Annotated in this window: 13 protein-coding genes; 4 read left to right on the forward strand and 9 right to left on the reverse strand. The window is 71.6% G+C overall.

The window, feature by feature from the left end:
• Positions 1-35: 35 nt before the first annotated feature.
• The 3 genes from H9I49_RS08495 to hrcA all read right to left on the reverse strand — a co-directional run bounded on the left by H9I49_RS08495 (position 36) and on the right by hrcA (position 3,055).
• A complete protein-coding gene (locus H9I49_RS08495; protein WP_188029916.1) occupies positions 36-779 on the reverse strand; it encodes a 16S rRNA (uracil(1498)-N(3))-methyltransferase in 744 nt (247 codons plus the stop codon).
• Between the two features lie 19 nt (positions 780-798).
• The gene (dnaJ, locus tag H9I49_RS08500; protein WP_188029917.1) at positions 799-1,932 is read right to left on the reverse strand and encodes a molecular chaperone DnaJ; all 1,134 of its coding nucleotides are present in this window, start codon (positions 1,930-1,932) and stop codon (positions 799-801) included.
• A 79-nt stretch (positions 1,933-2,011) separates the two neighbouring features.
• On the reverse strand, positions 2,012-3,055 hold the full coding sequence (gene hrcA, locus H9I49_RS08505; RefSeq protein ID WP_188029918.1) for a heat-inducible transcriptional repressor HrcA: 1,044 nt from the start codon (positions 3,053-3,055) through the stop codon (positions 2,012-2,014).
• Between the two features lie 231 nt (positions 3,056-3,286).
• On the opposite strand from hrcA, the gene H9I49_RS08510 reads away from it, so the two are divergent.
• The gene (locus H9I49_RS08510; RefSeq protein ID WP_370587488.1) at positions 3,287-4,171 is read left to right on the forward strand and encodes a DUF3097 domain-containing protein; all 885 of its coding nucleotides are present in this window, start codon (positions 3,287-3,289) and stop codon (positions 4,169-4,171) included.
• A 19-nt stretch (positions 4,172-4,190) separates the two neighbouring features.
• Here the strand turns inward: H9I49_RS08510 and H9I49_RS08515 are convergent, their stop codons facing one another.
• The 4 genes from H9I49_RS08515 to H9I49_RS08530 form a co-directional block, all read right to left on the reverse strand.
• Entirely contained in the window at positions 4,191-5,879 is a 1,689-nt protein-coding gene (locus H9I49_RS08515; protein WP_188029920.1) for a CHAP domain-containing protein, read from the reverse strand.
• Positions 5,880-6,020: 141 nt separating this feature from the next.
• Complete coding sequence (locus tag H9I49_RS08520; RefSeq protein ID WP_188029921.1) at positions 6,021-7,505, reverse strand: aldehyde dehydrogenase family protein; 1,485 nt, start codon at positions 7,503-7,505, stop codon at positions 6,021-6,023.
• 40 nt (positions 7,506-7,545) lie between these two features.
• On the reverse strand, positions 7,546-8,781 hold the full coding sequence (gene hemW, locus H9I49_RS08525; protein WP_188029922.1) for a radical SAM family heme chaperone HemW: 1,236 nt from the start codon (positions 8,779-8,781) through the stop codon (positions 7,546-7,548).
• 45 nt (positions 8,782-8,826) lie between these two features.
• Positions 8,827-10,080 carry an MFS transporter gene (locus H9I49_RS08530; protein ID WP_188029923.1) on the reverse strand — a complete coding sequence of 418 codons (1,254 nt, stop codon included), beginning with the start codon at positions 10,078-10,080 and terminating at the stop codon, positions 8,827-8,829.
• 99 nt (positions 10,081-10,179) lie between these two features.
• Here H9I49_RS08530 and H9I49_RS08535 point away from each other — a divergent pair, with 99 nt between their 5' ends.
• Entirely contained in the window at positions 10,180-11,004 is an 825-nt protein-coding gene (locus H9I49_RS08535; RefSeq protein ID WP_188029924.1) for a tyrosine-protein phosphatase, read from the forward strand.
• A 10-nt stretch (positions 11,005-11,014) separates the two neighbouring features.
• Here H9I49_RS08535 and lepA read toward each other — a convergent pair whose 3' ends face one another.
• Positions 11,015-12,853, reverse strand: a complete 1,839-nt coding sequence (lepA, locus tag H9I49_RS08540; protein WP_188029925.1) for a translation elongation factor 4 — start codon at positions 12,851-12,853, stop codon at positions 11,015-11,017.
• Positions 12,854-13,040: 187 nt separating this feature from the next.
• On the opposite strand from lepA, the gene H9I49_RS08545 reads away from it, so the two are divergent.
• Together H9I49_RS08545 and H9I49_RS08550 are read left to right on the forward strand one after the other, a co-directional pair.
• The gene (locus H9I49_RS08545) at positions 13,041-14,144 is read left to right on the forward strand and encodes a M48 family metallopeptidase (protein ID WP_255523794.1); all 1,104 of its coding nucleotides are present in this window, start codon (positions 13,041-13,043) and stop codon (positions 14,142-14,144) included.
• On the forward strand, positions 14,132-14,485 hold the full coding sequence (locus tag H9I49_RS08550) for a cupin domain-containing protein (RefSeq protein WP_188029927.1): 354 nt from the start codon (positions 14,132-14,134) through the stop codon (positions 14,483-14,485). The genes H9I49_RS08545 and H9I49_RS08550 overlap by 13 nt, the downstream gene beginning before the upstream one ends.
• A gap of 112 nt (positions 14,486-14,597) precedes the next feature.
• Here the strand turns inward: H9I49_RS08550 and H9I49_RS08555 are convergent, their stop codons facing one another.
• Positions 14,598-15,665: an ABC transporter ATP-binding protein gene (locus H9I49_RS08555; RefSeq protein ID WP_188029928.1), complete on the reverse strand. Its 1,068-nt coding sequence runs from the start codon at positions 15,663-15,665 to the stop codon at positions 14,598-14,600.
• Between the last annotated feature and the right edge of the window lie 33 nt (positions 15,666-15,698).

Consider the following 15,698-nt stretch of genomic DNA (forward strand, 5'->3'; position numbering starts at 1 on the left):
GGATGCTCTGGCGCTGCGCGCGCCTGCGTATGCCGTCAGCGCCAACGGGTGCGCGCGCTGAGCACGGCGAGGGCCGCCGGACCGGCGGACGACGCGCGCAGGATCGACGAGCCCAGCCGAACGGCCCGGGCCCCGGCGCCCGTGAGCGCGTCGACCTCGCGGTCGGTGATGCCGCCCTCCGGTCCGACGACGACGAGCACGTCGCCCGACTCGGGCAGGTCGACCGCTGCCAGCGGCTCGGCGGCGTCCTCATGGAGCACGAGTGTCAGAGCCGACCGGCCCACCCTCGCCACGAGGGCCTCGAGCCCGACCGCCGGTGACGTCACCGGGGCGCGGGCCCGGCGGGACTGCTTGGTCGCGCGCGTCACGACCGACCTCCACTTGGCAAGCGACTTCGCGGCCCGCTCGCCGCGCCAGACGACGACCGATCGCTCCGCCTGCCACGGGACGACCTCGTCGACTCCCAGCTCGGTCGCGGCCTCGACGGCCTGCTCGTCGCGGTCGCCCTTGGCCAGGGCCTGGACGAGGACCAGCCGGGGCGACGGCTCCGGCTCGTCGACGACCTCGAGGACGGTCCCGCGCACCCAGCTCCGGTCGACCTCGGTGGCCTCGATCAGGACCCGGCGACCGGCGCCGTCGGCGACGAAGCACCGTTCACCGGGCCGAATGCGCACGACCGCCGCGGCGTGGCGTCCCTCGTCACCGTCGAGGAGCAGTGGCGACCCGACCGCGGCCGCGGCGACCGAGGACGGCTCGCCGAGGAACAGCTGGTGGGTCATCGCTGGCTCACCGGCGCGATCACTTCTCCTTGAAGGCGTCGCGCAGCTTGCCGAAGATGCCCTTGTTGGCCGGCGTCAAGCGACCCTCGGGGCGCTCCTCGCCGCGCAGCGCGGCGAACTGGCGCAGCAGCTCCTCCTGCTCCTCGGTCAGCCGCGTGGGGGTCTGGACCGTGGCGTGGACGAGCAGGTCGCCGCGGCCGCCGTGGCGCAGGTGCGTCACGCCGAGGCCGCGCAGGGTCAGGACGTCGCCGCTCTGCGTGCCCGGCTTGATCTCGAGGTCCTCCATGCCGTCGAACGTGGACAGCTTGAGGGTCGTGCCCAGCGCCGCGGCCGCCATGGGCAGCTCGATGCTGCAGTGCAGGTCGTCGCCGCGGCGCGTGTAGGTCTCGTGGTTGACGACGCGGATCTCGACGTAGAGGTCGGCCTTGGGCCCGTTGCCCGGGCCGACCTCACCCTCACCGGTCAGCTGGATGCGCGTACCGGTGTCCACGCCGGCCGGGACCTTGAGCTTGAGCGAGCGCCGCGTGCGCACCCGGCCGTCGCCGGAGCAGTCGTGGCACGGGTCGGTGAGCGTCGAGCCGTAGCCCTGGCAGTTGACGCACGGCCGCGAGGTCATGACCTGACCGAGGAAGCTGCGCTGGATCTGCTGCACCTCGCCGGCGCCGTGGCAGATCGGGCAGGTCTGACGCCCGGTGCCCGGCTCGGCGCCGTCGCCGCCACAGCGCGTGCAGCCGACGGCCGTCTCGAGGTTCAGCTCCTCCTCGGAGCCGAAGACCGCCTTCGAGAGGTCGAGGTCGAGTCGCACGAGCGCGTCCTGCCCGCGCTGGACCCTCGGCCGGGGGCCGCGTGTGCCGGCTGCAGAACCAGCACCGAAGAACGCGTCCATCACGTCGCTGAACGAGAAGCCTTGGCCCGCACCGAAGCCCGCGCCGCCTCCGCTGGCGAACGGGTCGGCGCCCATGTCGAACGACTGGCGCTTCTGCGGGTCGGAGAGCACGTCGTAGGCCTGCGACACCCGCTTGAACTCGTCCTCGGCCTCCGCCCCGGAGTTCACGTCCGGGTGCAGCTTGCGGGCGAGTCGACGGTAGGCCTTCTTGATGTCCTCCTGGCTCGCGTCGCGCGAGACCCCGAGGACGGCGTAGTAGTCGTTCAAGCTCGAGTTCCTTTGGTACGTAGTGCGTTCGGTTCCGGCGCGGCGGTGCCGCGGGCGGGCTGGCCGGGTGGGGTCGGGGTCAGGTGGCCTGGTTCTCGTCGAGGATCTCGGACACGTAGCGCGCGACCGCTCGGACCGAGGCCATGGTCGTGGGGTAGTCCATGCGAGTCGGGCCGAGCACCCCGAGGCTGGCGACACGCTCGGAGCCCGAGCCGTAGCCCATCGAGACGAGCGAGGTCGTCTGCAGGCCGGTGACGGGGTTCTCGGAGCCGATGCGTACCGACACGAGGTCGGGGTCGTCGCCCAGCTGGCCAAGCAGGCGCAGCAGGGTGACGTGCTCCTCGAGTGCCTCGAGGATCGGGCCGATGGTGCGCGGGAAGTCGGTGCCGGCGCGGGCCAGGTTGGCCTGGCCGGCGAGGACGACACGCTCCTCGCGCTCCTCGACGAGGGCGTCGCCGAGCGCGGAGACGACGGCTGTCAGCCCTGCGCGCTCGGCATCGTCGACCTCGTCGACGAGGCGACGCAGCTGGGTGGCCGCGACGGTGAAGGGCACGCCGGCCGCGACCTCGTTGATGCGGGTGCGCATCCACGAGACGAGGGCCTCCCCCTCTGCGTCGACGAGCGAACGCCCGATGTCGACGACCCGCTGCTCGACCCGGCCTGTGTTGACGATGAGCACGATCATCAGGTGCGCGGCGCCCAACGGGACCAGCTCGATGTGTCGCACCGTCGAGCGCGTCAGCGATGGGTACTGGACCACGGCGACCTGGCGGGTCAGGCTCGCGAGCAGCCGGACGGTGCGGTCGACGACGTCGTCGAGGTCGACGGCGCCCTGGAGGAACTGGCTGATCGCGCGCCGCTCCCCCGGACCCAGTGGCTTCACGGCACTGAGCCGGTCGACGAAGACGCGGTAGCCGGCGTCGGTGGGCACGCGCCCCGCCGACGTGTGCGGCGCATGGATGAGGCCCTCCTCCTCGAGCAGGGCCATGTCGTTGCGCACGGTCGCGGCGCTCACCCCGAGGTGGTGGCGCTCGACCAGGGCCTTGCTGCCGACGGGTTCGGAGGTCTGGACGTAGTCCTGCACGATCGCACGCAGCACCATCAGCCTGCGGTCCTCGCTCATCGCGTCCCTCCTCACGTCTCTGGCACTCTCCGTTGACGAGTGCCAAGTCTACGTCGTGGGCGGCAGATCTCCGATTTCATCCAACCGCATGCCGGGACGGCCCCGCCGCGCCCGGGTCGACGTGCCCACTCGATCGGGCCGCGGGTGACGGTGCCCCCTCGAGTATCGGGTGGGCACCTTCACCCGCGTGGCGGCTGCGCCAGCGGTGCCCACACGGCATACCCTCCCGTGGTGCCTCCCATCGACCGTTACGGATCCGACGTGCTGAGCGGTGACTGGCGCGCGCCGAAGCGCGGCCGGTCGGTCCCGACCCCGGCAGAGCGCGACCTCGTCGTCGAGGAGGTCGAGACCGGCTGGGTCGGCGCCGTCGTGCGCGTCGAGAAGGCGGGCGGCATGCACGTCGTCCACCTCGAGGACCGGCGCGGTCGCACGAAGGCGTTCCCGCTCGGGCCGGGCTTCCTCGTCAACGGCGCACCGGTGACGCTCACCCCGCCGACCGCGTCGGCGACAGCTGCCCTCGCCGACGCGCGTCGTGCGGCGTCCCGCACGGCCAGCGGCTCGGTCGCCGTGCATGATGCGCGGGCGAAGGTGGCAAGCGGATCACGCATCTACGTCGAGGGCCGCCACGACGCCGAGCTCGTCGAGAAGGTGTGGGGTGACGACCTGCGCGTCGAAGGCGTCGTGGTCGAGCTCATGGACGGCGTGGACGACCTCGCCGGCATCATCGCCGAGTTCCAGCCGGGCCGCGGGCGCCGCCTCGGTGTGCTCGTCGACCACCTCCTGCCCGGCACGAAGGAGGCGCGCATCGTCGAGCAGGCTCGCGCGCTGCCGGGGCTCGCGCAGCACGTCAAGATCCTGGGCCACCCGTACGTCGACGTGTGGCAGTCCGTGCGGCCAGAGCGGCTCGGCCGGCAGCAGTGGCCGATCATCCCGCGCGGCACCTCCTGGAAGCACGGCATCTGCGCCGAGCTCGGCTGGCCGCACGCGAGCCAGGCCGACATCGCGAACGCCTGGAAGCGCATCCTGGGGACGGTGCGCTCCTACGCCGACCTGGAGCCGACGCTCCTCGCGAGCGTCGAGGAGCTCATCGACTTCGTCACCGAGCCCAGCGCCTGAGCCCGTCGCGTCCGGGATGCTACTTCTTGAGGTAGCCCTGGACGTCGACGACGAGGTAGGCCGCCGCGGTCGTGTGCACCGTCACCGTCCCGTCCGCCCCGACCGGGACGACGACGGAGTTGACCCGCGTGCGCCCGGAGGCGACTGTGACGTTCGGCGAGCTCGGACGGGTCGTCCCACTCGTGTACGTCGTCACGGTCGTCGTGGCGAGCGGCGCGATGGGCGTCACCGTGAGCGAGACGGCACGAACCCCTACGGTCGGCACCCCTCCTCGGCCGAGGACCGGAACCGAGACGGTGCCGCCGGCGGCGACGCGTCCGTTCGGGGCTCCCAGGCCCGTGCGCGTGTCGAGCAGGCGACTCGGGGTGACGGCGACGTGATCCGCGCCCGTCTTGAACCAGCCGACGACGTCGACCAGCAGGTCGGTCTCGGCGGTCGAGTTGATCGTCACCTTGCCGCCGGTGCCGAGTCGTGAGACGACCATGCCGCTCATCGAGACGGCTGGGTCGAAGCGAAGGTGCGCCGTCACGGGGCGCGCTGCGCCGGTCGGGTATGCCGTCAGCCACCCACCGGCGGAAGGCGTTGCCGCGGAGAGGCTGAGCACGACGGCCGAGGCGCCCGTGGCCGGGACGATCCCGGCTCCGGCGACGGGCAGGTCGATGCTCCCACCGGCTGGCACGCGGACCTGGGCCGTACCGAGGCCGGTGCGGGTGTCGAGGACGCGGGTCGGCGTCACGGGGACGAGGTGACCGGTCGTCGGGTACCACCCGACGACCTCCGCCACGAGGTTCGTCGTCGCCGACGTGTAGAGGCGCACCCTGCCGTCCGTGCCCAGTCGGGCCGGCACGAGCTGGCTCAAGGTCGCTGCGGAGGTGTACGACAGGCTCCGGGTGCCGGGGCGCGTGACGCCGGAGGGATAGGTCGTCAGGTAGCCGTCGGCCCCGGGCGCCGCGACCGTGACGTTCAGCAGCGCGGTGCCGATTCCTCCCGTCGGGATGCCGGCCCGCCCACTGACCTGCAGGGCGATCGACGTACCGCCCGCGACCTTCGCTGCGGGCGCGCCGAGACCGGAGCGGGTGTCCAGCAGCCGGGTCGGGGTCACCGGCCGGTAGACGTCGGTGTCGATGACGGTCGTGCCCTGGTCGCGCAGGTGGATGAAGCCGTTCGGCCACTTGCCGCCGGTGCGAGTCACCCGGCGCCACTTGAACTCCCCGCCCCAGTTGTCCTCCGAGATGATGATCTCGTCTGCCGAGATCACCCGCTCGACATAGGCGACGTGTCCCGTCGAGGAGAACGAGGTGTTCCACCACGCGACCGAACCGACCGCAGGGTCGTCGTTGGTCTGGCTCGGGAACGCCGGTCCCCAGTTGTAGGCGTTGCCCGACAGGGTCGACGGCCTGGTGTTGGGCAGGCCGTTCTTGACGAGCCGGTAAGCGACGTAGTTCGTGCAGTTGTGGCCGGTCGACTGCCGCCACCAGCTCGTGGCGGCGTTCTCCTTGTAGCCAGAGTGCGGGTAGCCCGCCGACTGGCAGGGGTCGTAGCCGGTGCACAGGACGATCCACTCGGCGGAGCGGGCCGGGCCGGCGAGTCCCACAGTCGACACGAGGAGCGTGACGAGCGCGGCGAGCAGGGCCGCAGCGCGTCGCTGCGGTGCCCGATGGGCGTGGCTCGTGCCGCCGTCGACCTGGGGGCGAGGCGCCAGTGGCATGTGGGTCTCCCGTGATTGCCTGGATGCTTCCGGCAATCTAGGACAATCAGGCCAGGTGGTTACTGGTTTCCCAGAAATCCCATGCGACACACGCAGCGAGTTGCGGGACTTTCGCTCACAGGCGTGCTAATGACACGGCTGTCATTCGACGCATCGGCGGCCGCCTCGTCGGCCACCTCGTCGGCCGGGCGCCACCACTCCCTCGATGATCCGGCGCTTGACGACCGTGAAGGGGGGCCGCACGACCGCCGTCGTGTCGGGCCGCGTCTGCAGCGACAGCACGGGCTTGGCGTGAGAGAAGAGCTCGATCGAACGCTCGCCGTGGTAGGCCCCCATGCCGCTCGCGCCGACGCCGCCGAACGGCAGCCCGTGCACCGACAGGTGTGCCAGCGGCACGTTGAACCCCAGCGCCCCCGAGGACGTGTCGCGCACGAACCGCCGACGCACCTCGTCCGACGCCGTGAAGACGTAGAGCGCCAGGGGCTTGTCACGACGGTTGACGAAGTCGACCGCGGCGTCCAGGCCGGCGACCTCGACCAACGGCAGCACCGGCCCGAAGATCTCGTCGCGCATGATCGCCGCACCCGGATCGTCCGGGTCACCCACCTCCACGACCGTCGGCTCCAGGTAGCGGGTGCCCGCGTCGGAACGCCCACCCGTGACGACCTGCGCCGGGTCGATGAGGCGGGTCAGCCGGTCGAAGTGGCGCGCATCGACGATGTGCCCGTAGTCCGGCGAGTCGGCTGGGTCGTCGCCGAACGTCTCCCGGATCGCCTCCACGAGAAGGGGTTTCAGCGCGTCGAGGGTGGCACGGGCGCCGAGGACGTAGTCCGGCGCGACGCACGTCTGGCCGGCGTTGGTGAACTTGCCCCACACGATGCGGCGGGCAGCCACGGGCAGGTCTGCGTCGTCGGACACGTAGGTCGGCGACTTGCCGCCGAGCTCGAGCGTCACCGGGGTCAGGTGGCGGGCGGCCGCCTCGAGCACGATCCGACCGACGGCACCGTTGCCCGTGTAGAAGATGTGGTCGAACCGCTCGGCGAGCAGGGCCGTCGTCTCGGGCACGGCGCCCTCGACGACGTGAACGGCGTCGCGGTCGAGGTGCTGGGGCACGAGGCGGGCGAGCACGCGAGATGTCGCCGGGGCCAGCTCGCTGGGCTTGAGCACGGCCGTGTTGCCCGCCGCCAGCACGCCGACCAGGGGCGCGAGGCACAGCTGGACGGGGTAGTTCCACGGCGCGATGACGAGCACCACCCCGAGCGGCTCGCGGACCACTCTGGCCCGGCCGGGCACGAGCGAGAGGGGCACGCGCACGCGACGCGGTGCGGTCCACGAGCGCAGGTGGCGCAGCGTGTGGTCGATCTCGCTGACGACGAAACCCGTTTCGGTGACCCACGACTCGGTGGCGCTCTTGCCGAGGTCCGAGTGCAGCGCCTGGGCGAGCTCGTCCTCGTGCTCGACGAGGAGCCGCCTCAGGGCGTGCAGCTGGGCGACGCGCCACTCACGCGGCTTCGTGACGCCTGCGTCGAACGTACGACGCGCCGCGGCGACGACCTCGGCGACCACCTCGCCGACACTCGGCGTCGGGGTGGCAGGCTCTGCCGGCGTCGACACGGTCTGGCTCATGGGGCCCTTCCTGATCGGTTCGGCACGACTCCTGCCGCCGCTAGGCGGCGAGCAGACGGTGCACCACGGTGTCCGCGAGCAGCCGCCCGCGCCGGGTCAGCACGAGCCGTGCGTCGCGCAACGCTGACGGGCCGTCGAGCAGCCCGTCGGCGATGAGGCCGGCCACGGCCGTGCGTCCCGATCCTCGCAGATCCGAGACCGGCAGCCCGTCGACGAGGCGTGTGCCGAGGAGCACACGCTCGTCGTAGCGCTGCTCGTCGCTGAGGGTCTCTCGCGCGTGCGCAGGCGACTCTCCCGCGGCCAGCCGGGCGGCATACGCGCTGGGGTGCTTGACGTTCCACCAGCGCACGCCACCGACGTGGCTGTGTGCGCCGGGGCCGATGCCCCACCAGTTCGTCCCGGACCAGTACGCGACGTTGTGCCGGCAGCGGGCGCCTTCGGACCGCGCCCAGTTGCTCACCTCGTACCAGCCGAAGCCGGCCGCCGACAGCAGCTGGTCGGCGAGCTCGTACTTGTCGGCCTCGTCGTCGTCCTCCGGCGCGGCGACGACGCCACGACGCACCTGGGCGGCCAGCTTCGTGCCCTCCTCGACGACGAGGGCGTACGCCGAGACGTGGTCGGGCTCCAGGGCCACGGCCGCCTCGAGGCTGCGCCGCCAGTCGTCGAGCGTCTCCCCCGGCGTGCCGTAGATGAGGTCGACGCTCACCTGCATGCCGGCATCCCTCGTCGCTGCGACGGCGCGCGCGACGTTGTCGGGGTCGTGCGTGCGTTCGAGCGTGCGCAGTACGTGTGGCACGGCAGACTGCATCCCGAGGGAGACGCGGGTGAACCCGCCGTCGGCGAGCTCGCGGAGCGACTGCGCAGTCACGGAGTCGGGGTTGGCCTCGGTCGTCACCTCGGCGCCGGCAGCCAGGCCGAACCGCCGGCGTATGCCGTCCAGCACCCTCACGAGGTCCCCTGACCGCAGCATCGTGGGCGTGCCACCACCGACGAAGACGGTCGACACGGAGGGGGACCTGTCGCCGAGGACCCGCTGCGCGAGGTCGAGCTCTCGCACGGCGGCATCGGCGTAGGTGTCGATCCCGATGCTCGCGCCGGGGCCACCGAGCTCGGTCAGCGTGTAGGTGTTGAAGTCGCAGTAGCCGCAGCGCACCGCGCAGAACGGCACGTGGACGTAGATGCCGAGGTCCGTGGACGCGAGGTCGGCGAGCGCCGCTGCGGGGAGCTGACCCGACGTCGGCGCCGGGTCGCCGTCGGGAAGGGCGGAGGGCGGCATACGCCCATTGTCTCAGCCGTGACGGCGCGCCACGGCCACGCCCGCTCAGCCGGAGTGCGTCGTCACGCCGTAACGGGCCCTGGAGGCGAGGGCCCAGCGGGCCGCCGGGACCGACGCGAGCGCGATGACGACCATGAAGGCCGCGAGCGCCAGCCACCCCGTCTCGCCGAGGTCGACGCAGAAGTACGTGACGACAGGAGGGCCCACGACGGCGAGGACGCTGAAGCCGAGGCCGGCGAAGCCTTGGTACTGGCCCTGCCGCTCGTGCGGTGCGAGCCCGATCTGCAGGCCCCACTGGCCGCCCGACCCGATCATCTCGCCGACGACGTGGACGAGCGAACCGGCCACGAGCGCGGTGACCGCGAGCCACGGGTTGCCGCGGTCGGCGAGGGCCACGAGGGCGAAGCCGCCCGCGATCCACCACGCCCCCCGGACCAGCGCACGCGCCCCCGCCTCGACGGAGTCGGCGCGCCGCGACAGCCGGACCTGGAAGAGGGCGACGGCGGCGGTGTTGATGATGAGCAGGATCGCGACCATGACCGTCGGCGCCGACGTGCGCGCGGAGATGTACAGCGCGAGGCCGAGCTCCATGACGAAGAAGTGGAGCGAGAAGAGCCCGGTGATGATGGTGATGACGACGTAGGGCCAGTCGCGGATCACCGCGAGCCGAGGCTCCCCGGCCGCGCGCTCGTGGGGGGCGATGTGCGGCAGCCGGCTCGTGTTCCATGCGGCGAAGCCGGTGAAGGCAGCGTTGAGGAAGAAGACGCCGACGTAGGCCCAGGGCTCGTCGATGACGAGGGCGGCACCGCCGAACACGGAGCCGAGCGCAAGCGCGGTGTTCGTGACGGCGCGCAGGTAGGCCTTGAAGAGCACTCCCCGGCCGCCGGTGGCGAGCTGGGCGATGACGCCCTGGTTGACGGCGCCGGCGCCACGCTCGAAGAACGCGAGGACGCCGAGGAGCAGGGCGAGCGCCCATGGGCTGCGGGCGAATACGGGCGGGGCGCTGAAGAGTGCCGCCCCGACCATGAAGCCGGTCAGCACCTGGCGCGGCCCGCGCGTGTCCCCGAGGTGCCCGGCAGGGACCTGGACGATGATGCCGACGACCGCCGAGACCGACATGGCGAGCGCGACCTCGGTGGCGCTGAACCCCACCTGCCGGGTGAAGTAGAGGGCGCTCGTCGTGAGCACGGCTCCGGCACCGAAGCGGTTGGCGAACGAGCTGAGCGCGAGGATGCGCAGGTCGGGGTCCACCGGTATGCCGCGGCTGGTCAGCGGTGGGTTCGTCGTCGTCACCGACACGGCTCGCTCCTTCGGCTCGGCAATTCTCTTGACATCAAGATATCTGACGGTAGGCGGGTCACGACAAGTCCTTTTACGGCTTCGCCTAGGGTTGGAGGGGTGTACCGCCCCAACTGGATCGAGCTCGACGGCGTCGTCAACATGCGCGACCTGGGAGGCATGGTGACAGCAGACGGTGACATCGTGCGCCCACGCCGGCTCTTGCGCTCCGACAACCTGCAGGACCTCACCCCGGCCGCGGTTGACACGCTCGTGACCCGCTACGGCGTCAGCGACGTCGTCGACCTGCGCACCCACGTCGAGGTGGCCAAGGAGGGCGAAGGGCCGCTGTGGGCGGTCGACGGCATCATCCACCACCACCACACGCTCTACCGCGAGGACACGAGCGAGTCCGGGATCCCGGCTGCCGAGCGGGCCCTGCCCTGGGAGACCGACGAGCGGCGACAGGCGGCGGCCGCGGCGGCACTCGACGAGGAGCATCGCCCGAGCCACGACGAGTTCTGGTCGGAGCACTACCTGTCCTACCTCGCGACGCGTCCCGACTCCGTCGTCGCGGCCCTGCACGCCATCGCCGGCAGCCAGGGTGCAGCCATCGTCCACTGCGCCGCCGGCAAGGACCGCACCGGGACCGTCGTCGGTCTCGCGCTCAAGGTGGTCGGCGTCCCCGACGATCTCGTCGTCGCGGACTACGCGGCGTCCGCCGAGCGGGTCGAGGCGATCATGGGCCGCCTCCGGGCGAAGGCCGCCTACGCCGAGAACCTCAAGAACAAGACGGTGACCCAGCAGTCCCCGACGACCGACACGATGCGGAGGCTGCTCGCGACCCTCGACGAGCGCCACGGTGGTCCGCTCGGCTGGCTGAGCACCCAAGGATGGACGGGACGCGACACCGAGACGCTGCGCCGGAAGCTGCTCGCCGACTGAGCTGTCCGCGCTACTTCTTGGCCTTCTCGCCGTCGCTCGACAGGGCAGCGATGAAGGCCTCCTGCGGCACCTCGACCCGACCGACCATCTTCATGCGCTTCTTGCCCTCCTTCTGCTTCTCGAGGAGCTTGCGCTTGCGGCTGATGTCGCCGCCGTAGCACTTGGCAAGGACGTCCTTGCGGATGGCCCGGATGTTCTCGCGGGCGATGATCCGTGATCCGATTGCCGCCTGGATCGGCACCTCGAACTGCTGCCGCGGGATGAGGTCCTTGAGCTTGCCCGCCATCATGACGCCGTACGCGTACGCCTTGTCCTTGTGGACGATCGCGGAGAACGCGTCGACGGACTCCCCCTGGAGCAGGATCTGCACCTTGACGAGGTCGGCGACCTGGTCGCCGTCGGGCTCGTAGTCGAGGGACGCGTAGCCGCGGGTCCGCGACTTCAGCTGGTCGAAGAAGTCGAAGACGATCTCCGCCAGGGGGAGCGTGTAGCGCATCTCGACCCGGTCCTCGGACAGGTAGTCCATGCCCCGCAGGGTGCCGCGCTTCGTCTGGCACAGCTCCATGATCGCGCCGACGAACTCCGACGGCGCGAGGACCGTGGCGCGGACGATCGGTTCGCTCACCTCGGCGATCTTGCCCTCGGGGAACTCGCTGGGGTTGGTGACGTGGATCTGCTTGCCGTCGTCCATGGTCACGTCGTAGACGACGTTGGGCTGCGTCGAGATGAGCTCGAGCCCGAACTCGCGCTCGAGGCGCTCCCGGACGATCTCCAGGTGCAGCAGGCCGAGGAAGCCGCAGCGGAAGCCGAAGCCGAGCGCGGCCGACGTCTCGGGCTCGTAGACGAGCGCGGCGTCGTTGAGCTTGAGCTTGTCGAGGGCCTCGCGCAGGTCGGGATAGTCGGAGCCATCGATCGGATAGAGCCCGGAGAAGACCATCGGCTTGGGGTCGCGGTAGCCGCCGAGGTCCTTCGTGGCCGGCTTGCTCGCGTTGGTGACGGTGTCGCCGACGCGCGACTGGCGCACGTCCTTGACGCCGGTGATGAGGTAGCCGACCTCGCCGACGCCGAGGCCCTTGGAGGGCACCGGCTCGGGGCTGATGACGCCGATCTCGAGCAGCTCGTGCGTCGCCCGAGTCGACATCATGACGATCCGCTCGCGCGGGTTGAGGTTGCCGTCGACGACGCGGACGTAGGTGACCACGCCGCGGTACGTGTCGTAGACCGAGTCGAAGATCATGGCCCGGGCCGGCGCGTCAGCGTCACCGACGGGGTGCGGGAGCTTATCGACGATCGTGTCGAGCAACGGCTCGACTCCCTCGCCGGTCTTGCCGGACACCCGGAGACAGTCGTCGGGGTCGCCACCGATGAGCTTGGCCAGCTCCTCGGCGTACTTCTCCGGCTGCGCGGCCGGAAGGTCGATCTTGTTGAGCACCGGGATGATCGTGAGGTCGTTCTCCATCGCGAGGTAGAGGTTCGCGAGGGTCTGCGCCTCGATGCCCTGCGCCGCGTCGACCAGGAGCACGGCGCCCTCGCACGCCGCGAGCGAACGCGACACCTCGTAGGTGAAGTCGACGTGGCCCGGGGTGTCGATCATGTTGAGGCAGTAGGTCGTGTCGTCGACCTCCCACGGCATGCGCACGGCCTGGCTCTTGATCGTGATGCCGCGCTCGCGCTCGATGTCCATGCGGTCGAGGTACTGCGCCCGCATCGCGCGCGAGTCGACCACCCCGGTCAGCTGCAGCATGCGGTCGGCGAGGGTCGACTTGCCGTGGTCGATGTGCGCGATGATGCAGAAGTTGCGGATCAGCTCGGGCGGCGTTGCGTGGGGCGCAAGCGCGGTACGGGCCATGGGCGACACGGTGGGACGAACCTCGCAGAGTCAGGGTGACGGGTCGGTGGTGCTGGTCTGTGGTGCGGGCTGGCCTGATGGCCCCGCCGCGATCAGCACAGTCTCCCATGCTTTGGGGGTGCGCCGCTCACGCCCTGCGCCGCTGCCTGCCCGTCGGCGAGGGCCGCGGTGACGCACAATGGCGCCCATGCGCGCCCAACCCATGCAGGTCCTCCCCGTGGCCCCGGGGTCGCACGTCCCGTTGCGCCGCCACGTGCGGCACCCGCGGGAGATCCTCACCCTCGTCATCGCGATCATGGTCTCCCTGCTCCTGCTCCTCGCGGCGATCGCCGAGGTCACGGTCGCGATCGACCAGGAGCGTGCGCCCGACGTCTACGCCCTCGCCCTCGTCTTCGCGCCGCTGCTCGTGTGGTTCGCGCGCGGCCAGCTCTGGGCGCTCCAGCGTCTCAACGGGATCAAGCTGACGGCTGAGCAGTTCCCGGAGGCGCACGCGATGCTCGTCGACGCCGCAGGGCGCTCCGGCATGTCGTACGTGCCCGACGCCTACGTCGTGCTCGGCAACGGCGTGATCAATGCCGCCGCGTCCGGACACGGCTTCCGTCGGTTCGTCGTCGTGCACAGCGACCTGCTGGAGGTCGGCGGCGCGGCGCGTGAGCCGGACGCGCTCCGGTTCGTCATCGCGCACGAGGTGGGGCACATCGCGGCCGGCCACACGAGCTACTGGCGCATTCTCGGCACCTTCGCGTCGCAGTGGATCCCGCTCGTCGGCTCCACCCTGAGCCGCGCCCAGGAGTACACCGCGGACAACTACGGGCATGCCCTGGTGCCGCACGGCGCCCGGTCGGCGATGGCGACTCTCGCCGGGGGCAAGTACCTCGGTCGGTCGGTCGACGTGGACGCGATGGCCGACCGGGCCGTGACCGAGCCGGGGTTCTTCGTCTGGATCTCCAACGCCACCGGCACCCACCCCGTCCTGCTCTGGCGCATGCACGCACTGCGCGACCGGCGTCGGCCCGGCAGGCTGCTCTGGCGCCCGAGGGAGCCGTGGTTGTGGGGACCGGCGCCGGCGCCGGGGGCGTACGCCCTGCCTGCCATGGTCGGCTTCTCCCCCACCCCGATGCCGGAGGCCGCCCTGCCCGACGTCCCGCTGCCGCCGGCGCTCACACCCGTGTCGAACCCGGCCGTGCCCGTTCGACGTGACGGGGAGGGCCCGGAGTGTCTGGCGGAGACCCATGCGACGCGCACCGACCCGACCAGCCCGACGAGAGAGGACGAGCGATGGAGACCCTGATCAGCCGCGCCGACGGGCGCGAGGACGGCGAGGACTGGACCGAGAACTACGAGGAGCTGCCCGGCGGGGCCGGCATCAGCATCATCCTCGAGTCGACGACCAAGGAGGGTGTCGGGCCGCGGCTGCACCAGCACCCGTACGCGGAGACGTTCATCATCCGCCGCGGGTGGGCCACGTTCACCGTCGGCGCGGGCGACGGGGCGCGAGAGCTCGTCGGGCGGGCGGGTCAGGTCCTCGTCGTCCCGGCCGACACGCCTCACCGCTTCCGCACCGGGCCCGACGGCTACGAGGCGGTGCACGTCCACGCCAACGAGCGTTTCGTCACGGAGTGGCTCGAGTGACCTGGGCGTACGCCGTCCGCTCCACACCGAGGCGATGGGGCCGACCGGGCCGCAACCTCCCGCCGAGGCGACCGGGCCCGACCGGGCCGACCGGGCCGACCGGGCCCGCCGCTCAGTGGGCGTAGGCGAGCGCCGGCCCGATGACGCGCACGGCGACGTCGTCGCCCGGCCGCAACGGGGCGACCGTCCGGGCGGTCACCCGCACCGCCGGGACGACCCCGAGGAGGGTCAGCCGGACCAGGGTGTCGTGTCCGTGGAAGACGACGTCGTCGACGTGCGCCCGGTGGCCGTCGCGCTCGAGGCGCGCGTCGACCCGGATCTGCTCCGGCCGCAGCGCCGCCAGCACCGGTCCGTCGGCCGCGGTGGCGCCGTGCAGCGGCAGCCGGCCGAGCGCCGTCTCGACGATGTCACCCGACTTCGTCCCCGGAAGCTCGACGAGGTCGCCGACGAACCGCGCGACGCCGAGGTCGAGCGGGCGCTGGTAGACCTCGACGGGACTCGCGTGCATGAGCACCCTGCCCTGGTCCATGACGGCCACGGAGTCCGCCATCGACAGCGCCTCCTCCTGGTCGTGCGTGACGATGACCGCCGTGGCGCCGATGGCGTGCAGCACCGAGCGCACCTCGCCGCGCACCTGGGCGCGCAGGCCGGCGTCGAGGGCGGAGAACGGCTCGTCCAGCACGACGACCTCCGGGCTCGGAGCGAGGGCCCGTGCCAGCGCGACCCGCTGCTGCTGGCCGCCCGAGAGCTGGTCCGGCCGCCGGTCACCGTGGCCGGCGAGCCCGACGAGGTCGAGCATCTCGGCCACCCGGTCTTTTGCCGCTGCGTGACCCAGACTGCCTCCCGGCCTCCCTCGACGGCCTGCGGCGAGGCCGAAGCCCACGTTGGCCGCGACGTCGAGGTGCGGGAAGAGGGCGCCCTCCTGGGGCACGACGGCGACGCCACGCCGCTCGGGTGGCACGTGCTTGCCGGGCCCCTCGACGAGCCTGCCGTCGACGGAGACGGTGCCGCGGTCGGGACGGACGAAGCCGGCCACGACGCGCAGCAGCGTCGTCTTGCCACACCCGGACGGCCCGAGGACGGCGGTGAGCCGACCCGAAGCAAGGTCGAGGTCGACCTCGTCGAGCGCGGTCGTCGCACCGAAGGACTTCGTCACGCCTCTCAGGGTCACGTCACTCATCGGGCACTCCTCGGATCGGCTTGGAGCACAATG

It is taken from the genome of Terrabacter sp. MAHUQ-38 (genome assembly GCF_014518425.1).
Taxonomy (GTDB): domain Bacteria; phylum Actinomycetota; class Actinomycetes; order Actinomycetales; family Dermatophilaceae; genus Terrabacter.